The organism is Undibacterium sp. Di26W (assembly GCF_049340265.1).
Taxonomy (GTDB): Bacteria; Pseudomonadota; Gammaproteobacteria; order Burkholderiales; family Burkholderiaceae_D; genus Undibacterium.
Genome location: NZ_JBMPOR010000008.1, coordinates 121,866 through 142,053 on the forward strand (window position 1 = coordinate 121,866; position 20,188 = coordinate 142,053).

Here is a 20,188-nt window from a genome sequence, read left to right on the forward strand (position 1 = left end):
CTATCCGCCAAGTGGACTAGTGCTGGAAGGCAAATGGACGGGGTCGCCATGCCAGAACGGGCAACGGGGATGATTGCCCGTTGCCAAATAAATAATTCCATAAAAAAAGCCGCCACACAAGTGGCGGCTCGTCAGCCGGAAAACAGGAGGGGACTTATCCGCCTCTGCGCATCATTTCAAAGAACTCTGCGTTGTTTTTCGTGGCTTTCATCTTGTCGAGGATGAACTCCATCGCTTCGATTTCGTCCATGCTATACAGTAATTTGCGCAAGATCCAGATCTTCTGCAACTGATCCGGTTTGATCAGCAATTCTTCACGACGGGTGCCGGATTTGTTGAGGTTGATGGCTGGGTAGACGCGTTTTTCGGCAAGGCGGCGTTCCAGATGAACTTCCATATTGCCGGTGCCTTTGAATTCTTCATAGATGACGTCATCCATGCGGCTGCCGGTTTCGATCAGGGCAGTGGCGATGATGGTCAGGGAACCGCCTTCTTCGATATTACGTGCTGCACCGAAGAAGCGTTTGGGGCGTTGCAGCGCATTGGCGTCCACACCACCGGTCAGTACCTTGCCGGAAGCAGGGATGACGGTATTGTATGCGCGCGCCAGACGGGTGATGGAATCCAGCAGGATGACCACGTCTTTTTTCATTTCTACCAGGCGCTTGGCTTTTTCCAGCACCATTTCAGCGACTTGTACGTGACGGGTGGCTGGTTCATCGAAAGTCGATGCAACCACTTCACCGCGTACGGAACGCTGCATTTCTGTTACTTCTTCTGGACGTTCATCGATCAGCAAAACGATCAGGGTAACGTCGGGGTGGTTGGTGGTGATCGCGTGTGCCACGTGTTGCAGCATGACGGATTTACCGGATTTGGGTGATGCCACCAGCAAACCACGCTGACCACGACCAATGGGGGCAATCATGTCGATAATGCGGCCAGTGGTATTTTCTTCGCCGCGCATTTCGCGCTCCAGCGTCAGAACTTTATTCGGGTGCAGCGGCGTCAGATTTTCAAACAGGATGCGGTGCTTGGACGCTTCCGGCGATTCGCCGTTGACCTTGTCCACCTTCACCAATGCAAAATAGCGCTCACCATCTTTGGGAGTGCGTACTTCACCTTCTATTGAATCGCCAGTGTGCAGGTTGAAACGGCGGATTTGCGAAGGAGAAATATAGATATCGTCAGTGGATGCCATATAGCTGGCATCGGGCGAGCGCAGGAAGCCAAAGCCGTCGGGCAATACTTCAAGGGCGCCATCGCCAAAAATTTGTTCGCCTGATTTTGCACGTTTTTTCAGGATCGCAAACATCAATTCCTGCTTGCGCATACGCGCAGCGTTATCGATGTCGAGTCCGATGGCCATCTCCAGCAAAGCGGATACGTGTAAGGCCTTTAATTCAGATAGATGCATGGTGAGTGTCCCGGGATGGGATTATGAGGTGGGGGAGTGAACGGAGGAACTGCAGAATAAACAGGATAGAAAGAAGTTCTGTCGTGATTTAAATTTTAGTTTGAACTCGGGTCTGAATCAGTCGCAACCGGGTAATGGGTAATTCCCGTGTAGCCGTATTTCACATGCAAGCGCCGTAAGTAAAGTTCTTTTAGTTCTTTTACTTACGGAGTTTGCTTCAGACCGTGATAATACCTTAAATATTACTGTCAATGAAAGTGATTAATTGCCCTTTTGCCAGCGCGCCAACTTTTTGCGCTGCAGCAGTGCCATTTTTAAACAAAATCAGGGTAGGGATGCCACGAATACCGAATTTGGCTGGAACAGCCTGGTTGGCATCCACGTCCATCTTGGCTATCACGATTTTGCCATTGTATTCTTTGGCAACTTCTTCCAGGATAGGCGCGATCATCTTGCAAGGGCCACACCATTCGGCCCAGAAGTCAACCAGGACTGGTACATTGGAATTGATTACGTCAGCTTCGAATGAAGCGTCGCTTACATATTTGATGTTTTCGCTCATGAAATCCTCAACGAGAGGGAAAAATTAAGGGGTAACAGCGCCACTGAATGTCGGTGTGATCGGACAGCGCCGCATTCTGGTATGAATCTGGGGGTGATAATCACGAATTCAATGGTATTGAACAGTGTATCAGCATGACTACAACCAGAGCCGAGCGTGGCTGGCTATGCGGTGATAATAACCTATTTTTAAATAAAGTGTGATGCCCATAGCTAAATTGCCTATGCTGTCGCATAGTATACTTGCTCTACAGACAAAATTCATCTTTGCTTATTACCGTTCTTATTATCGTTCCCTCTATGCTGCGTCCACCCGAACTGATTCCCGCTTCACCTGATTTCTGGCCCCGGCTGGCGCAAGCCTTCCTGCGGATGGCCAGGGCCGAGGGCTGGGGGCTGGAGCAGGGGCGCGACTATTCTGCGGTGCGGGTGGTGGTGCCCACCTACCAGCATGCCAATTTGCTGCTACGGGCGCTGGGTGCCAGTCTGCAGGGTAATTTTATTCCGCCGCGCATCCATACCCTGTTTGCCCTGCTGGAAATGCAGGCACCAGATACGCAGGGCCAGCCAGGCACAGATGCCAGCGAACGTTTGATGGGCTTATATGCCGAATTGCGGCAACACCCATGGCTGAAGAAATTATTCGGTGCACGCAGCAATACCGATTTATTGCCGCTGGCGCAGACTTTGTTGACGCTGTCTGATGAACTGACCGCCGCCTTGTTGCCGCTGGCCGTCAAGGGTAGCGGTAGCAATAAAGATGGCACCGGCAGAACCACTGCCAACCAGGCGAAGCTGGAACGCGAGTGGCAGGCTGCGCTGGCGCAGTTACCGGCACCGGCGCAGGCCATGCTCTCGGAAGAATCGCAACTGGTGTGGTCTGTCTGGCAGGGGCAACTGGATGGCAATGACCCCATGTTGCAACGCTATGGCCGCCTGATGCAACTGGCCGGGCAGGCCGCAGAACCCTTGTTATGGATCAGCCCGACTGCACCGGATGCGATGGAAGGGGCGTTTTTACAAGCCTGGGCAAAAAAACAGACGGTCATGCAATGCACGCTGGACTGGCGCGCCGAAACCTTGCCGCAACCGTATTACCATGCCTGGCCAGGTTTGCAGGATGCCGGCGGCCCCAGTCATCAGCAAGCCCTGACTGAATATGTGGATACCTCGTCGATACGCCTGTGTTGTGCCGCTTCGCTGGAAGATGAAGCCGTACAGGGGGCACAGACCATCATCAACTGGCTGCAGGCAGGCAAGCAAAACGTGGCCGTGGTGGCGCAGGACAGGGTGGTATCACGCCGCATGCGGGCATTGCTGGAAAGAGCGCAGATCATGGTCGCCGATGAAACGGGCTGGAAGCTGTCGACCACGCGCGCCGCTGCTGCCATCGCTGCCTGGCTGGAAGTGGTGGCGACCCGCGCCGATACCATGACCTTGCTGGATTTTTTGAAATCGCCTTACGTCATCTGGAAAGACAGCGAACAGGATACAGAATTAGCAGATGGTGACATCAGTAGCCGCGACAAGGCTGACATCGTCATGCGTATAGAAACCGTGTTGCGACGGGCGAATATCCTGGGGGGATGGGACGCGGTGCTATCGGCGCTGGATGCCGCACAGGATACCGTGGCTGCAAGGCGCTGGCTGCGGGCCATCGCCAGGCAGGCGAATCAGTTTACTGGCCGTCGCAGTTTGCCGGAATGGTGCGCACTCAGCCTGCAGTCTTTTTTTGACCTGTCGATGTTCAATGCCTTTCAGGCTGATCCGGCGGGCGCGCAGATTATCCAGCTACTACAGAAAATGCAGATGTCTTGCGAAGACATGAAGGCCGGTTTTACGTTTGCAGAATGGCGTTCCTTGATGAGCCTGCAAATGGAGAGTACACCGTTTGTGGTTGCCCATGCCGACAAGCGGGTGGTGATGCTGCCTTTGAACGGTGCCCGCCTGCGTTCTTTTGATGCGGTATTGCTGGTCGGTGCCGATGCCCGGCATCTGCCCTCGCAGGCTAGCGAGGTCTTGTTCTTTGCCAATGCCGTCAGGCGTGAATGTGGACTGGAAACCCGCGAATCCCGTCAGCAACAACAGTTGCGTGATTTTGCCGAACTGTTGCTGAGCAATACCGAGGTGGTGCTGTCCTGGCAGGGTAGTTTGAACGGTGAACATAATCCCGTCAGTCCCTGGCTGGAACAACTGGGCCTGACTTTGGAAAGAACCCAGCAGGCTGGACTGGATCGCCAGCCCCTGGATTTACCTGTCACGCACTTGCCGGTCTTGCCGCAGCAAATGCCGGCACCGTCCGCCGCCCAGCTATTGCCAGCCAGCCTGTCTGCCAGTGGCTATACCAGCCTGGTCGTTTGTCCTTATCAGTTTTTTGCCGGGCGCATGCTGGGACTAAGTGCCATGGATGAACTGTCCGACATGCCTGAAAAACGGGATTATGGTGACTGGCTGCATGCGATATTGAAGCGCTTTCATGAACAACTTAAAACCGCCATGCAAGAACCGAAACAGGAACAGGAGCAGGTGGACAAGGAAGCCTTGCTAAGAGCAGTGTCGTCTGACTTCTTTGCTGGTGTCCTGCAAAAAAGCCCGGCCGCGCTGGCTTACAGCGTGCGTTGGGAAAAAGTGATCCCCGCCTATGTGGCCTGGGTACAGGCGCGTGAAGACGATGGCTGGCAATTTGATATGGGTGAAATCAAGGCTGAAAAGACACTGGAATGGCCGGGCGGAAGCCTGAACCTGAAAGGGCGTATAGACCGTATCGATAAACATCAGGATGGTGAATTGGCCGTGCTGGATTACAAAACAAGGAATGTCAATGATTTGCGCAAGCGTTTGAAAGATGGTGAAGACCATCAGTTACCGTTTTATGGCTTGCTGACGGAATTGCCGGTCAGCTCAGCCAGCTATGTCGCACTGGAACTAAGCCAGGGCAAAACCGGGCAGACCGATGCCGACGATTTTGAACGCTGGGTATCCGAGCTGGCACAGTCGATCAGGAACAGCATGGCGGCCCTGCAGCAAGGCGCAGCCCTGCCTGCCCACGGTATAGAGCAGGCGTGCCAGTATTGCGAAATGCGTGGTCTGTGTCGTAAGGGAGCATGGTAATGACGGGCATGACATCTGCCATATCTGCCATCCCGGCCACCCATGCGTATGAAATTGATGGTGCTGCGGTCAGCCATGAGCAGTTCACCGCAGCGGCCTGTGACCCGCGCCATAGCGTGGTGGTGGAAGCCTGTGCTGGCAGTGGCAAGACCTGGCTGCTGGTATCGCGCATGTTGCGCCTGCTATTGGCCGGTGCAGAACCGGCCGAGCTGCTGGCCATTACCTTTACCCGCAAAGCCGCACAGGAAATGCGTGAGCGACTGATGAGCCTGCTGCATGAACTGGCATTGGCAGATATTAACCAGGTCCGTCAATTGCTGGCAGAACGCGGTGTGCAGGAAGCCGAAATGCCGCAACTGATACCGCTGGCACGCAGCCTGTATGAAAAGGTATTGTCCAGCCCGCAATCCCTGTCCATGGATACCTTCCACAGCTGGTTCGGGCGTTTGCTGCAACTGGCACCGCTGGCGTCCGGCGTGCCGCATGGCTTCAGCCTGGTTGAGGCCAGTGGTGACATACAGCGCGAAGCCTATGGCCAATTGATGCAGATGATCGCGCAGGAAGAGCATGGCGAGATCAGGGAAGCACTGCTGTTCCTGTATCAGGAAATCGGTGATTTCACCGCCCGTGAAATGCTGGAAGCATTCCTCGACAAGCGGGCAGAATGGTGGGCATCGAACCAGTCATCCGACGCTGGCGACCCGTTGCAATGGTTACAGGATTTGTGCGGGGCCGATGCGTATCGCGATGCCCGTCTCAGCCTGTGGGAAGATGCCGGTCTGTATGACCGCATTCGTACGCTGGCACTGATCCTGGGGCAGGGCTCGAAACAGAATCAGGGCAATGCCGTCAAGATTGAGCAAGGCCTGAGCGAGGGCCCGTCGCTGCCGGCGTTTGAATTATTGTGCACAGGGTTTTTTGATAGTCGCGGTTCGGCCCGCTCGCATAATACCAAGGGCAAGGCATTGCTGGCTTCCATAGACAAACATCTGGGGCCAGACCATGTGCTGGCATTTGAAGATGAATGCCAGGCCATCATGGCGGCGCTGAATTCCCTGCAAAGACGCAGCGCTGAAAAAATGGTGTTGCAACTCAATGAAGCCTTGTTCAAAGTGGGTGCTGCTTATCTGGATTGTTATCAGGGTTTGAAATCGGACCAGCGCGTCTTTGATTTTGCCGACCTGGAATGGCAGGCCTATCGCTTATTGAGCAATGATGAATATGCCGCCTATCTGCATAGCCGCCTGGATTCACGCTACAGACATATCTTGCTGGATGAATTCCAGGATACCAATCCCCTGCAATGGGATATCGTGCAGGCATGGCTGTATGCCTATGGTGATGATGCATCACGGCCTACGGTATTTATTGTGGGTGACCCCAAGCAATCGATTTATCGCTTTCGCCGTGCCGAACCTCGGGTGTTTACTGCGGCCCGCACTATGCTGGCGCAACAGGGGGCCAGGGTCTTGCGCACCAACCAGACCCGCAGGAATGCACCAGCCATAGTCGACATGCTGAACCTGAGCATGCGCGGCAACCCCTTGTTTGCAGCGCAGACCACGGCGTCTGCGCAAAGTGGTGGTGTCTGGCGTCTGCCACTGATAGGGGTAGATACTTCTATCGTTGAAGACACGCTCCCCGATGATGCCGAAGCCGATATGGTGGCTGTGACCAAAGGACGTTTTCCTTTGCGTAATTCGCTGACGACGCCATTGGAAGAAGCAGAAAATCAGCAACGTTATGAAGAAGGGCGGCAACTTGCGCATGCCTTGCTGGACCTGCGTGCGCAGCAGGGTGCAGATAATTTCCTATGGTCGGAAGTGATGTTGCTGGTCAAGCGTCGCACCCATCTTTCTGCTTATGAAAAAGCATTGCGGGAAGCCGGTATCCCGTTTGTATCGAGCCGTCGTGGCGGTTTGCTGGATGCGCTGGAAGTGCTGGACCTGATTGCCCTGCTGGGCTTTTTGATGACACCGGGGGATAACCGGGCACTGGCCCATGTCTTGAAATCCCCCATCATGGGTAGCAGTGACGCTGACCTGATGCTGATCGCGCAGGCAGACGGTGCAACCTGGTGGAAGCGTCTGCAAGCCTGGCATGCAGACGATGGTAATCCGCGTTTGCAGCGTGCCTGCCGTCTGCTGCAGCAATGGATGGAAGCGTCCTGCTATCTGCCTGTACATGATTTGCTGGACCGCATCCTGCATCAGGGCGACGTGCTGCAACGCTATGCCCAGTGTGTGCCAGCAGCACAGCGTTCACAGGTGACAGGTAATATCCATAGCTTTACTGAATTGGCATTGAATCTGGATGGCGGGCGTTACCCCAGCCTGCCGAAATTCATCGCGGCCCTGCATGCCCTGCGCCGTGCCGGTGACAGTGATGCGCCGGATGAATCAGCAGTGGACAGCGCGACCGATGCCTTGCGCATTTTGACCATACATAGCGCCAAGGGCCTGGAAGCAAACATCGTGGCGATGCTCGATGCCAATCATAGCGAATCGCTGAAAGACAAGATAGGTGTCTTATGCCATTGGCCCTTGCAGGCAGGGGAGGCACGTCATTTCTCGGTGTTTGGCAAGAAAGACCAGCGTGGTGCTGCGCGTGACCAGCTGTTTTTGCAGGAAGAGCGTCAGGCCATGCAAGAAAACTGGAACCTGCTCTATGTCGCCATGACGAGGGCCAGGCAATTGCTGATCATCAGTGGCGTGGTCAGCGGTAAGAAACAAGCCAGCTCCAGCTGGTATGGGTATCTTGAAGGTGCAGAACTGAAAGCTCCTGCTGGTAAGCTGCAGACTTCAGGTATGCAGGCGAATACAGAATTCAGCCTGGCCGTGTTTGACCCGCCCGCCCTGCCGCTTGCAGACATGGAAGTGGAAACGGTCACAGACGAGCAGATTGAGGGCATTGCCCTGCATACCCTGATGGAACGCCTGAGCAATCCGGGCCAGCCCTGGCCAGTGGTCTTGCCGGTAGCGGAGACGATAGCCGCCTGGTTGCCCTGTGCAACCAGTGTAGCCCAGACCATACGCCAGCAGGCAGAGCGTATTTTTGCGAATGAACAGTTGCAGAAATTTTATGATCCGGCCAGATTTGACTATGCGCGCAATGAAATGGACGTATTGGTGGACCAAAAATTGATGCGGTTGGACCGCGTTGTGGTTTTTTCTGATACGGTATGGGTACTGGATTACAAACGTCAGTTATTGGCTTTAGAGGAAACTGCCTACCGTAACCAGTTACAGGCCTATGTCAGTGCTTTAAAGCCGGTATTTTTCAATAAAAGTGTCTACGCTGCACTTATTTTAAGCGATGGCAGCATGCGAGAGCTGCTCTGAAGGAAAATTTACTCGTATAATTAAAGGCTGAGTTCCAGATCCTTACTACCGAGACATGATGATTTCCGATTTCGAATTGCTTGCAGAAAAAGTAGCGCGGCTTGCCGAGCTGGCTCATGCTTTACGCAGTGAAAATGCGGGGCTGAGGAATGATGTGACATCCCTGGCGACGCAGAATGCAGATCTGCAACAACGCATGCATCAGGCACATGATCGTGTTGCTGCCTTGCTTGGCCAATTACCGGCCGAGGTATTGAATAACAAGGAAGCGGCATGAGCGAAGCCAAACTGATACGCGTTGATGTCACCATCATGGGGCAAAGCTATAAGCTGAGTTGCAAGGAAGGTGAAGACCGCGCCTTGCGTGAAGCCGCAGCCTATCTTGACGCCAAGATGTCGACTCTGCGCGATGCGGCCAAGGTCAAAGGCAATGACCGGATCGCTGTTATGGCCGCGCTGAGCATGACAACCGAGTTGCTGGCGACCAAGTCACCTGAAGGTCCACTCTCTGGCATGTCATTGGCAGAAGTCAAGCAAAAAATTCACGGCATGCACGAGACCATGGATCAAGCACTGACCCCACAAGAAAAACTATTTTGATTGCATCCATTATTATTTAATTTAATCAAAATAGCTGGCAGCGTATGGGCATTTGGGGTTACACTTTAGATCCCTACCGTGTTCGCCAATGCCATATATTCCTTGAACCATTTATGTGCATAGGCCGTGGAAATTGTTTGATTGGTGTGAGCGTCGCTAGTCCGATGAACCCGAAATTGAACTGACTGTGGCCAACTTGAACCGCCAGGTTCAGGATGCCGGCATAGCGGCATCGGTGGGGACTTATACCAGAACGGCTGTCTATCAATGACAGCCGTTTTTTTTGCCTGTTCCATCGCTGCGTGACATTCGTCACCTGCTTCTTATGTGCACGACAGCACATAAGCCTGCTCAGTTCCAGGCATGAATTTGACCGGCAGAATTCATGCATCCCGTCACAATCGTCACTCTCTGTATGTATCCATGCATTTGCCTGCGATGGATGCTGCTGTTGCGGCTTGCTGGAAGTAATCCACGATGAAGAAGCTGACCGGTGATGCGATGGTCGTGGCTTATTTCTGCACCATCCTGGTGCCTTGAATGAAAAATCATGAAGAAATGTGCGACAATTTCCTTTTGATTTTTCAACTATTCTGCCATGGCCTATTGGTTAATGAAGTCTGAGCCGGATGAGATCAGCATCGACGATGTGCTGGCGCTGCCCAGCATTCCCTGGTTTGGTGTGCGCAATTATCAGGCGCGCAATTTCATGCGTGATGGCATGCGTGTCGGTGATGGCGTGCTGTTCTATCATTCCAGTTGCCCTGAACCTGGTATCGCTGGCTTGGCCGAAGTAGCCAGCACGGCTTATCCGGATCACACCCAGTTTGAAAAAGACAGCAAATACTTTGATCCCAAGGCCACCCAGGAAACCCCGCGCTGGATGATGGTGGATGTCAAGGCCAAACGTAAAACCCGTTTGCTGAGCCTGGCTGAACTCAGGACTTATCCGCAATTGGAAAACATGACGGTGCTGCAAAAAGGCAGCCGTTTGTCGATTACCCCGGTGACGGCGGATGAATGGCGTTTCATTCAAAAGCTTTTGGAGAAAAAACTTTGAAGTTCTTGCCATTTAGCACGACGGCTGCAGCAGACCTGACCGACCTGACTGAACCCCTGGCTGCTGCCAAATTTATCAAAGAGATAGGGCGTGGCAAGGATGGTGCGCGCAGCATGACGCAGACCGATGCCGCCACCTTGTACAGTGCCATGCTGGCAGGCCGGGTGTCTGACCTGGAAATGGGCGGGATCTTGCTGGCCATGCGCATCAAGGGGGAATCGATAGAAGAAATTGCAGGTTTTTTGCAGGCAGCGCAACCGTATATATTGCCCATGCAGGCACCGGCTGGCAGCGCGTATGCGCCGGTCATTATTCCCACCTATAACGGGGCACGAAAAAAAGCCAATCTGACGCCTTTGCTGGCCTTGCTGCTGGCAAAGCGCGGGGTGCCGGTACTGGTGCACGGGGTCCGTACGGACGCGGGCCGTGTGGCCACGGCTGAAATATTCCAGGCTTTGGGTTTGCCTCTGGTGGCGACAGCAGAACAGGCGCTGCAGCAAATGCAGCAGATGCAGCCTGCCTTCATGCCTGTTGATGTCTTGTCGCCGGCCATGGCACATTTGCTGAGCCTGCGGCGCATCCTGGGGGTGCGCAATTCCACCCATACGCTGGTGAAAATCTTGCAGCCTTTTGCTGCGCCCGCCCTGCGTTTGAGTTCTTACACGCATCCGGAATACCTGATCATGCTGAAAGACTATTTTTCAGCTTGTGCACCCGTCGAAACGGGTGATGTCTTTTTGATGCGCGGTACCGAAGGCGAGACCGTTGCCAGTACCGGACGTGCACAACAGATAGACTGGTTCCATCAAAGGCAACTGACGACACTGGTGCCCGTGCAGCAAGAACCCCTGGCTGAAGTACCGGCGGTGCCAGATAGCATTGATGCCGCCGCTACCGCCACCTGGATCAGGGTGGTACTGGCAGGTGATATCGCCATACCGGAAAATATCGCGGCCCAGGTCGAGCATTGCGTCACGGTGGCGCAAGCACTGCAAGAACATGCGTGACACTTGACTTAGCACTTTACTTAACGCCCGACACATCATGGAACTGGATTTGGCAGATACCAATAGCAATATCGTCAGGGATGACCCACGCCTGAAAACAGTCCTGCATTTCCTGGATCAGATCGGTGTCGAGGTCGTCGAGCGCGAGTTATTGCACACCACGTTTCTGCCTGGCCTTGATCTGGGGCCTGGCTGTATTTATGTCGATTATGACAGGCTGAAATATCCCGGTGATATGGTGCATGAAGCGGGGCATCTGGCGGTGACGCCTTCAGCCCAGCGCGCCTTGATCGGCAGTGCGCAGCAGGACAAGGACTGGCCGCCACAGGGTGAAGAAATTGCAGCCATTCTGTGGTCGTTTGCCGTTGCGCGTGAATTGGATTTGCCGCTGGATTTTGTGTTTCATGGCGATGGCTATAAAGATGATTCGGCCTGGTTGATCGAGACCTTCGAAGCGGGGACATATATCGGCTTGCCGTTTTTGGAATGGGCGGGCTTGAGTTTGGGGGCGGTGCGGGCTGAGAAGGAGGGAAAGCTGGCGTTTCCGAAGATGTTGAGGTGGATGCGGGAGTAGCCCGGGGCTACTCATTTTTCTTTTCTTCGGCGTGTGTCAAGGTACTTGTCGCCTCAATGTAAATCAGTAGCTGTGGGTTGGGCCGGACCTCTGAATAACGTATTTGTTAAATAACGTCGAACCCAAGACCTCTCACCACAGAGACACAGAGAAAAACGGAGTAGTGCCAGTCGATTAACCGCAATCATAAAGACGTCGCTCCAGCGAAGGCTGGAGCCCAGTGGCGTTCGTTGTATGCCGTACTTTGGTTACAACTATTGCCCTTCGTGGATACAAGCCGGGTCTCGGCCCGGCGGCCGAATTCCTTTCTTTGCTTCGCCAAAGAACGGAATCAAAGAAAGGCGACCGCAGACTCGCCCTTCGGGTGCTTACGCTGCGCTTCAGCATAATTTGTGCATCACAAAAAATGGGAAGATCCGCAACTCGCTTCCCTTGCAGGGCGCACAATCGCTTGCAAGCGATTGCCGTTACGCAGGCGGGCAACACGTTGCCCGAAACACCTGCTGCACCTCAAACATCGGATCTTCTTTTTCCATTTTCTGTGAAGCACAAATTACATTGTCCCAAGCGGATTAAAGTCAACAACAAAGTCAAAAGCAACGTCAACACAACCGTTATTCATATTTATTGACGAAGCCATTACTGTGCCGCACAAACAGCGTAGCCATAGCGGAACTGCAACAGTCAAAAACCAATTCAACAGCAACATTCGGCTTGGAATAGTTTTCTTTATAAGCTATTGAACAGTCGCTGATGTATTACAGACATAAAAAAAACGCCGGATCACTCCGGCGTTTTTATCAGCTTAACAGACGATCAGAAGTTGGCCTTGAATTGCACGCCGTAGTTGCGTGGTTCGTTCAGGATACCTGTGAGGTTGTTGAAGTCAATGGCGGCGATGACCTGTTGCTTGTTGGTGATGTTGCGACCGTAGGCTGCCAGTTCATATTTACCGTCTGCCCATACATAGCCCAGACGCAAGCCGCCTTCCAGCAGGGACTTGGCTTTGTATTCCTTGGCTTCATACAGGAACATGTTGTAGCTGTCCTTGTAAGACCAGTCGGTGCTGGCGTACAGCGTGCCTTCGCCGATTTGTGTGGAATAGCGCAGCGAGAAGTTACCTACCCACTTAGGTGCGCGTGGCAGGGGGTTGCCGCCGACCAGTACCGTGCCTTTGACCGGGCCGGCAGGATTGGTGACTGTACAGCCGTTACCGCACGGGGCGACGAATAGTTTGTCATCCTTGATTTCAGTGTCGTTATAGCTGACACCAACGGTAGTTTTCCAGTTGCGGTTCAGGTTGGCTTGCAAATCCATTTCAAAGCCTTGACCAACGGCTTTGTCTGCATTCACCAGCTTGTTCTGATTGACTGCACCGCTACCGGCTGTCAACTGCAAGTCTTTGGCGATGTACTGGAATACCGTAGCGCTGACACGTGCAGTGTTATCCAGGATGTCTTTCTTGATACCGGCTTCGAAAGACAGGGTTTTTTCCGAGTTGGCTACAGAAATGCTGTCACCAAACAGAACGCGGCCCTGGATACTTGGGGCGCGATAGCCGGTGGCGATACGGGCAAAGACGGAAGTTGCCTTGTCCAGTGTGTAGTTGGCACCGATGTCCCAACTGATGTTGGTAGCCGATGGGTTGGCTCTGAGTACCGGTGTGCCCGGTGTACCGAAGGCTGTGCCTGGTGTCCAGGTACGTTGCGCATCAAAATCCTTCTTATCGCTGGTATAACGCAAGCCACCGCGCAGTTTGAACTGGTCCGTCACCGCATAGTTCAAGGTACCGAAGGCTGCCCAGGATTTGGCATTTTGATGTTGTACTGCATAACCATCTTGTGGATTGCCTGGTGCGAAGGAGTTATAGTCAAAACTGTCGACCTGCAGCTCTTCGCTGAAATAGTACAGACCGGCGATCCATTGCAATGGGTCTTTGGTATTGGATTCAACACGGAACTCTTGCGTGACCTGTTTCAGGTTCGGCAAGCCATCAGCAGTTTCTGCCGGGAAGGGAATAAAGCCAGGACCCATGGTTGGCATGAAGGATGCGCCATAACCACCATCAACGTCGGCGCGGCTGTAGAACTTCGCTTTGTCATAGGCGGTGATGGAATGCAGGCTGATACCTGGCAAATCCCAGCTCAGGCGCAGGCTGCCACCAGAAGATTTCAGGGACTGGCTGTTCAGGCCGTCAGTCGGGTAGCTGCCATAGTTAAAACCAGGGACCAGTTCATTCGTGCCTTTTTGTATGATATTGGCGCGGAACAGCGTGGCGTTGCCGGACATGTCGCGGCCATGCAGATTGACCAGGGCGCTGAAATCACCGTTTTTATACGCGAATTGCAGGCGTGCTGCGTTATCACGATAGCCTTCGAGGTTCTTCTCGCCAGTGGAACGTGGATTGGTCACGCGGTCATCACGGGTCTGTGACTGACCAGAGAAGCGCATTGCCCAGTCCGGACTCAGAGGAACGTTGACGGCTCCTTCAAGATTGACCGCCTTGTAGTTACCAAAGCCGACGTTGGCATAGCCTTCAAAGCGGCGGGTTGGTTTGGTAGAGTCAAACTTCAATACACCGGCAGGGGAGTTGCGGCCAAACAGCGTGCCTTGTGGGCCACGCAGAATTTCAACCTGATCCACGTCAAATACCGGGAAGCCTTTCAGCATCGGGCTTTCCTGCACGACGTCATCATAGACCAGGCCTACCGGCTGGGATGCGTTCAAATCGAAATCGGTATTGCCCAGACCGCGTATATAGAAACGCGGGAAAGAACGGCCGAAATCGGATTCCACGTTCAGGCTTGGTACGCGGGCTGCGAGGAAGCGAATATCCTGACCACTGGCATTATACGTATCCAGCGCTTCGCCTTTAATGGCGGAAATGGACATCGGTACTTCCTTGATGTTTTCTGCGCGGCGGTTGGCTGTCACGATTACCGTATCGAGCTGCGTGCCATCGTTTTTTGCGTCGGGCTTGGCTTCCTGGGCCCAGGCAGCTTGCATGGGGAAGGCGGCGGCAACGGCCAAAGCGATGGCGCTCAGTCCGACCCCCTTGTGTAGTTGCTGAGAAATAGTTTTGCGCATAGGTATGTTCCCAAAATGATGTTGATCGAGATTGTTCCGGGATGGTGCATATGCACCGTCCCTGAAATGGGGCGTGGTGAAATCAAAATTTCACTACGGGAACCATCGCAATCGTTTGCGTAATCGTTTGCGTGGCCGCGTTGCTGTTATCTCTCTTGGCCAGAAACAAGTCAAGAATTACTTATTTGGTTAGAACTAAATAGTCTGTTTGCGTGAAATATGTTGTGTATTTCAAACAGGGATGTGCATGAATTGACGCAAAATTGAGTTGCCTTTTTATGGTGCGACAAGTGGGCGCTTTGGTGCGTCACATTTGATGTGTGCACAAAACGATAGGACAGTTTTCAAACCAATTATGACATTGGAAAAATGAGCAGCATTTGTGTATCAAGATGTTACAGCGCTTGAAATTATTTTTGAATACATGAATGAAGCAGATGCGGGAAAAAATCAGGCCATGGGCTACAATCTCGCCTGATTTTTGTGAAAGTAAAAAGCCATGAGCAAACAGTTTGATCTTGCCGTTATCGGCGCCGGTGCTGCCGGTTTGATGTGTGCAGCAGTCGCCGGCCAGCGCGGCAAGCGCGTGGTATTGATAGATCACGCGGATCGCCTGGCAGAAAAAATCCGTATCTCTGGTGGTGGTCGCTGCAATTTTACCAACCTGCATGCGACGCCGAATAATTTCCTGTCCGAGAATCCGCATTTTTGTAAAAGTGCACTCTCACGTTATACGCCGCAAGATTTTCTGGCGCTAATGAAGCGTTATCACATAGCCTGGCATGAAAAGCACAAAGGCCAGTTATTTTGTGATGACAGTGCAGAAGATGTCATACGCATGCTGAAAGCCGAATGTGATGCCGGCAAAGTGGAGTGGCGCATGGGCTGCAAGGTGGACCAGGTGCAGCAAGATAGCCATGGATTTATCCTGCATACCGGTGCTGGTGAAATGCGGGCCGGGCAAGTGGTGATTGCGACTGGCGGCTTGTCCATACCCAAAATAGGCGCAACTGATTTTGCCCATAAAATCGCGCGTCAATTTGGCCTGAAAATCATAGAGCCACGTCCTGCTCTGGTGCCTCTGACTTTTGATGCCAAGGCATGGGAGCCGTTTGTACCGCTGTCCGGTATTTCATTGGAAGTAGATATAGAGACCGGTGAGAAAAAAGCCCGTACTGTATTCAGGGAGGATTTATTGTTTACCCACCGTGGTTTGTCTGGCCCGGCAGTCTTGCAGATATCCAGCTTCTGGGAGCCGGGCAAAGCCTTGCGTATCAATCTCTTGCCAGAAGTCGATGTGGCGCAGGATCTGGTGGAAAACAAAACCACGATCAAGAAAAACCTGGCCAACCATTTGTCACAATACCTGCCGGCCCGACTGGTGGATGGCTTGCTGCTGGCGCACGGGTTTGCCGGCGATGCCAGGGTGGCCGATATGCCAGACAAGCGCCTGCGCCTGATAGGTGAAAAGCTGAATCGCTGGGAACTGGTGCCGAATGGCTCTGAAGGTTATCGCAAGGCCGAAGTAACGCGGGGTGGCGTTGATACCCGTGAGCTGTCACAGCAAAGCATGATGAGCAATAAAGTGCCTGGCCTGTATTTTATTGGTGAGGCGGTCGACGTGACCGGCTGGCTGGGGGGATATAACTTCCAGTGGGCCTGGGCATCGGGAACAGCCGCGGGCCTGTCTGTTTAATGAGGGCCAGTCTGGCGTTGTGTTTTTGCATAAGATCTTTGTAATATTTATACTCATAGGGAGTATAAATATCAGTTTATTGCTGTAGCTGGGGGAGTTGATTGATATTTCGATATACTCCCGTGAGTTTTGGGAAAATAAGAATAGCGGCGGGGCCTTGTGTAGGCTTTTGCTTAAGGGCGCGGCAAGTATTTGGACAAGATTTGATCAAGCTCCTTCCATTAATCTAATTTTCCTGTTAATATCTCGGTCTTCCTATAAATCTTTCCATGGTTTGAACTTACATGACCACAATTCGCCTTAAAGAAAACGAGCCGTTCGAAGTCGCCATGCGCCGCTTCAAGCGCACTATCGAAAAGACCGGTCTGTTGACCGAATTGCGCGCTCGCGAGTTCTACGAGAAGCCAACAGCAGAACGCAAGCGTAAGCTGGCTGCCGCTGTTAAGCGTCACTACAAACGTATTCGTAGTCAGCAATTACCTAAGAAGATGTACTAATCCTGCTGTTGTGTTCGGCGGTTTGTTTGCCGGGTGCATCGCGGTTATCTGCTTAGGTTTGCATGCCCGCTCCGGTCAGCCGCAGCGGGCTTTGTTGTTTTTGTCGAATTATTTTGACTGCTATTTGATTAATTAACATCAGGGGTTGGCCATGACTTTAAAAGAACAGATCACCGACGACATGAAGGCTGCAATGCGCGCCAAAGAAACAGTCAAGCTGGGTACTATTCGCCTGTTGACCGCCGCCATGAAGCAAAAAGAAGTGGATGAACGCGTAGAGCTGGACGATGCCATGGTATTGGTGATCATAGAAAAAATGCTCAAGCAGCGCAAAGATTCCATCACCCAGTTTGAAGCCGGTGGTCGCCAGGATCTGGCTGACATAGAAAAAGCCGAGCTGGAAATTTTGTCGAAGTACATGCCTGCTTCGCTGTCGGATGAAGAAGTGCAGGCTGCCGTGGTTGCCGCTGTGGCTGAAACCGGTGCTGCTGGTCCGCAAGATATGCGCAAAGTCATCGATGTATTGAAGGCTAAGCTGGCTGGTCGTGCCGATATGGGCAAGGTGTCTGGTCTGGTCAAGGCAGCGCTGGCGAAATAATTTGCCTGCGCTGCGCGTGTTGAATTCATTTGCTGGCATCCTGCTTTGATACCTCAAAGTTTTATTCAGGATTTACTGGCCCGCGTTGACATTGTTGACGTGGTGGGTAAATACGTACAGTTGAAAAAAGGTGGCGCAAACTACATGGGTTTGTGCCCCTTTCATAATGAAAAATCCCCCAGTTTTACAGTAAGTCCCACCAAACAGTTTTATCACTGCTTTGGTTGTGGTGCGCATGGCAGTTCCATCGGGTTTTTGATGGAGTATTCCGGCCTCAGCTATGTTGATGCGATTCGCGATCTGGCGCAAAGCAATGGCATGATCGTGCCGGAAGAAGATCGTATGTTGCCGGCGCAAAGGGCTGAGGTGCAGGCAAAAAGCCTGGCATTGTCCGAGGTCATGACCAAGGCCGGTGAATATTACAAACAGCAATTGCGCACCGCGCCACAAGCCATTGCCTATCTAAAAAAACGTGGTTTGACAGGTGAAGTGGCGGCGCGTTTCGGGCTTGGTTTTGCACCCGATGCCTGGGATGGCCTGCGTTCTGTGTTCAATGATTATAGTGACCCCTCGCTGGTCGAGGCCGGTCTGGTGATAGACAAGAGCGAAGAAGAAGGTGGCGGGCGCAAGCGCTATGACCGTTTTCGTGATCGCGTCATGTTCCCGATTCGCAATACCAAAGGGCAGGTGATCGGTTTTGGCGGCCGCATCATGGAGCAGGGCGAGCCTAAATACCTGAACTCGCCAGAAACCCCTTTATTTCAAAAAGGCTTTGAACTGTATGGCCTGTTTGAAGCGCGTCAACCGATACGTGAGGCCGGTTATGTGCTGGTGACAGAAGGTTATATGGATGTGGTGGCATTGGCGCAAATGGGTTTTCCGCAAGCCGTGGCCACCTTGGGGACGGCTTGTACGCCGACCCATGTGCAAAAACTCCTGCGTCAGACGGATCACGTGATTTTCAGTTTTGATGGTGACAGTGCCGGGCGGCGTGCCGCAAGACGGGCGCTGGATGCCTGTCTGCCACATGCGAATGACGACAAGATCATCAAGTTTTTGTTTTTGCCCACTGAGCATGATCCGGACAGTTTCATTCGTGAATTTGGTGCCGAAGCCTTTGAGCAGGAAGTGCATGATGCCATGCCACTGTCGCAATTCTTCATGCGTGAAACCATAGGCGACAATGACCTGACGACGGCAGAAGGGCGGGCCAGGACGCAGTTTGATGCCAAGCCTTTGTTGCAGGCGATGCAGCCTTCCGGCCTGCGTTTGCAACTGGTGCGTAATCTGGCGCAGGTGACGCAGACCAGTCCGGCAGAAATTGAAACCATGTTTGAATTGAGCCAGCCGGTGGCACGCCAGAAGCTGGCACCTGCCAGATCCAAGCGCAGCGCGCCAGTGGGGCTGGAACGACAAATTATCCGCATTCTGGTGGCGCATCCTTCACTGGCGATGATGTTGGACGACAGCATGTTGTCCGATGCAGCCATGCTGGCACCGGATGGTGCCGCCATGCTGGGGCAATTGGTGGCAATTGCACAAAGCATGGGCGAGCATGCCCAGTTTGCCGCCCTGGCGGAACAGTTGCGCGCAAGTGGATCGGATTTTGATGGCTTGATTGCAGAAGTGGCAGAGCAGACCGAAACCGATATCGACATGGTCAGGCAGGAGTTGGCGGGTGCCATACGCCAGGTGCGTTTGCAGGTGTTGCGTTCGGAACTGGATGCGCTGGCGGCACGCGGTTTGCGTGAAGAAGCGGATATTGCGCGTTATCGTGAAATTATGTTGTTGCAAGCACAATTGCGCAAAGAGGCAGATGCTGAAGCGGCCAATCGATGATGTGGCGTTTTGAGCTCGTTTATCCTGCCTACATGTTGCCTTTAAGGTAGGTTCCGGGGATTTTTCATCGCTGGCCTGATGATTGCTTGACTTGGCCCTTGTTATTGCGGCTTTCGCCATCAATTGCTGTACATACTTGAAGAATTATCGCGTTGATTGCACATTTTGCTAAATCATTTGGCAATTTGTCATGTGCAAAATTGTTTGGAAGTGCCTGTAACTACCTTGATATTGCCTAAATTTTGTTCAGGAAACAGCTATATGGCATAGTCTTGGGCTGGAGTAAAGTACGCTCGCGTGTTATAATTAAAGGCTTTCGATTCAAGGTCTTAGGTTGTTTCATTCTGGGCAAAGCTCTTGGCATTTGCGTGGAATGTGTTGTTTAGGTGAGTGTAATGCTCCTCCGAGTAACCCAAAACACTGGCGCTGAGACTCGGGAAGTCTGAAACAAACAAGAGTTTGCTCTGCAATGCAGGTCGCAAGATCTGATGGCAGCGCATTTTCTTTTTTGTGAAATCCAAACAGGCGACTTCCTCAGTTCCGGATGGTTTGATTCAATGGCTAACGCAATGAAGAAACCCGCGAAAACCCTGACATCCACTACGGTTAAAAAAACCGTGACGACCGCGCCGAAAAAAGCGCAGGCCACGACCGTAACAAAAACGGTAAAGACCGTTGCCAGCACCGCGAAAGCGGCAAGTGCAGGCAGTAATGCTGCAGCTAAGGCATCTGTGAAGGTGGTTGCCGGCAAGCCGGGTAAAACCGCTGCTGCCGCGCCATCAGCATCAAAGTCCGGTAGC

At 52.8% G+C, this 20,188-nt stretch carries 16 protein-coding genes and 1 other RNA gene; 13 read left to right on the forward strand and 4 right to left on the reverse strand.

Annotated features, from left to right (window positions below):
* Positions 1 to 154: 154 nt before the first annotated feature.
* The gene (gene rho / locus ACO0LM_RS12210) at positions 155 to 1,417 is read right to left on the reverse strand and encodes a transcription termination factor Rho (protein ID WP_422987423.1); all 1,263 of its coding nucleotides are present in this window, start codon (positions 1,415 to 1,417) and stop codon (positions 155 to 157) included.
* A 235-nt stretch (positions 1,418 to 1,652) separates the two neighbouring features.
* Entirely contained in the window at positions 1,653 to 1,979 is a 327-nt protein-coding gene (trxA, locus tag ACO0LM_RS12215; RefSeq protein ID WP_422987421.1) for a thioredoxin TrxA, read from the reverse strand.
* 299 nt (positions 1,980 to 2,278) lie between these two features.
* On the opposite strand from trxA, the gene ACO0LM_RS12220 reads away from it, so the two are divergent.
* From ACO0LM_RS12220 to ssrS, 5 genes are all read left to right on the forward strand, one after another.
* Positions 2,279 to 5,089, forward strand: a complete 2,811-nt coding sequence (locus ACO0LM_RS12220; RefSeq protein ID WP_423037426.1) for a PD-(D/E)XK nuclease family protein — start codon at positions 2,279 to 2,281, stop codon at positions 5,087 to 5,089.
* Positions 5,089 to 8,430 (forward strand): UvrD-helicase domain-containing protein, encoded by a 3,342-nt coding sequence (locus tag ACO0LM_RS12225; protein WP_423037428.1) that lies wholly within the window; start codon positions 5,089 to 5,091, stop codon positions 8,428 to 8,430. Before ACO0LM_RS12220 ends, ACO0LM_RS12225 begins: the two co-directional genes overlap by 1 nt.
* Before the next feature lie 55 nt (positions 8,431 to 8,485).
* A complete protein-coding gene (locus ACO0LM_RS12230; protein WP_423037430.1) occupies positions 8,486 to 8,707 on the forward strand; it encodes a DUF904 domain-containing protein in 222 nt (73 codons plus the stop codon).
* Between the two features lie 11 nt (positions 8,708 to 8,718).
* The gene (locus ACO0LM_RS12235; protein ID WP_423037571.1) at positions 8,719 to 9,030 is read left to right on the forward strand and encodes a cell division protein ZapA; all 312 of its coding nucleotides are present in this window, start codon (positions 8,719 to 8,721) and stop codon (positions 9,028 to 9,030) included.
* 67 nt (positions 9,031 to 9,097) lie between these two features.
* Positions 9,098 to 9,276, forward strand: a non-coding RNA gene (ssrS, locus tag ACO0LM_RS12240) — 6S RNA.
* Positions 9,277 to 9,381: 105 nt separating this feature from the next.
* On the opposite strand, the gene ACO0LM_RS12245 is transcribed toward ssrS, so the two are convergent.
* Complete coding sequence (locus tag ACO0LM_RS12245) at positions 9,382 to 9,618, reverse strand: hypothetical protein (RefSeq protein WP_423037432.1); 237 nt, start codon at positions 9,616 to 9,618, stop codon at positions 9,382 to 9,384.
* A 10-nt stretch (positions 9,619 to 9,628) separates the two neighbouring features.
* Here ACO0LM_RS12245 and ACO0LM_RS12250 point away from each other — a divergent pair, with 10 nt between their 5' ends.
* The 4 genes from ACO0LM_RS12250 to ACO0LM_RS12265 all read left to right on the forward strand — a co-directional run bounded on the left by ACO0LM_RS12250 (position 9,629) and on the right by ACO0LM_RS12265 (position 12,302).
* Positions 9,629 to 10,090, forward strand: a complete 462-nt coding sequence (locus tag ACO0LM_RS12250) for an EVE domain-containing protein (protein WP_422987413.1) — start codon at positions 9,629 to 9,631, stop codon at positions 10,088 to 10,090.
* A 5-nt stretch (positions 10,091 to 10,095) separates the two neighbouring features.
* Entirely contained in the window at positions 10,096 to 11,097 is a 1,002-nt protein-coding gene (gene ybiB / locus ACO0LM_RS12255; RefSeq protein ID WP_423037573.1) for a DNA-binding protein YbiB, read from the forward strand.
* 37 nt (positions 11,098 to 11,134) lie between these two features.
* Positions 11,135 to 11,671 (forward strand): hypothetical protein, encoded by a 537-nt coding sequence (locus ACO0LM_RS12260; protein WP_423037434.1) that lies wholly within the window; start codon positions 11,135 to 11,137, stop codon positions 11,669 to 11,671.
* A gap of 220 nt (positions 11,672 to 11,891) precedes the next feature.
* Positions 11,892 to 12,302: a hypothetical protein gene (locus tag ACO0LM_RS12265; protein WP_423037436.1), complete on the forward strand. Its 411-nt coding sequence runs from the start codon at positions 11,892 to 11,894 to the stop codon at positions 12,300 to 12,302.
* Positions 12,303 to 12,487: 185 nt separating this feature from the next.
* On the opposite strand, the gene ACO0LM_RS12270 is transcribed toward ACO0LM_RS12265, so the two are convergent.
* On the reverse strand, positions 12,488 to 14,758 hold the full coding sequence (locus ACO0LM_RS12270) for a TonB-dependent receptor (protein ID WP_423037438.1): 2,271 nt from the start codon (positions 14,756 to 14,758) through the stop codon (positions 12,488 to 12,490).
* A 499-nt stretch (positions 14,759 to 15,257) separates the two neighbouring features.
* Here ACO0LM_RS12270 and ACO0LM_RS12275 point away from each other — a divergent pair, with 499 nt between their 5' ends.
* From ACO0LM_RS12275 to dnaG, 4 genes are all read left to right on the forward strand, one after another.
* Positions 15,258 to 16,454 (forward strand): NAD(P)/FAD-dependent oxidoreductase, encoded by a 1,197-nt coding sequence (locus ACO0LM_RS12275; RefSeq protein ID WP_423037440.1) that lies wholly within the window; start codon positions 15,258 to 15,260, stop codon positions 16,452 to 16,454.
* A gap of 284 nt (positions 16,455 to 16,738) precedes the next feature.
* Positions 16,739 to 16,951 (forward strand): 30S ribosomal protein S21, encoded by a 213-nt coding sequence (gene rpsU / locus ACO0LM_RS12280; protein ID WP_005877634.1) that lies wholly within the window; start codon positions 16,739 to 16,741, stop codon positions 16,949 to 16,951.
* 151 nt (positions 16,952 to 17,102) lie between these two features.
* Positions 17,103 to 17,549, forward strand: a complete 447-nt coding sequence (locus ACO0LM_RS12285; RefSeq protein ID WP_423037442.1) for a GatB/YqeY domain-containing protein — start codon at positions 17,103 to 17,105, stop codon at positions 17,547 to 17,549.
* A 45-nt stretch (positions 17,550 to 17,594) separates the two neighbouring features.
* Positions 17,595 to 19,388 carry a DNA primase gene (dnaG, locus tag ACO0LM_RS12290; RefSeq protein ID WP_423037444.1) on the forward strand — a complete coding sequence of 598 codons (1,794 nt, stop codon included), beginning with the start codon at positions 17,595 to 17,597 and terminating at the stop codon, positions 19,386 to 19,388.
* Positions 19,389 to 20,188: the final 800 nt, after the last annotated feature.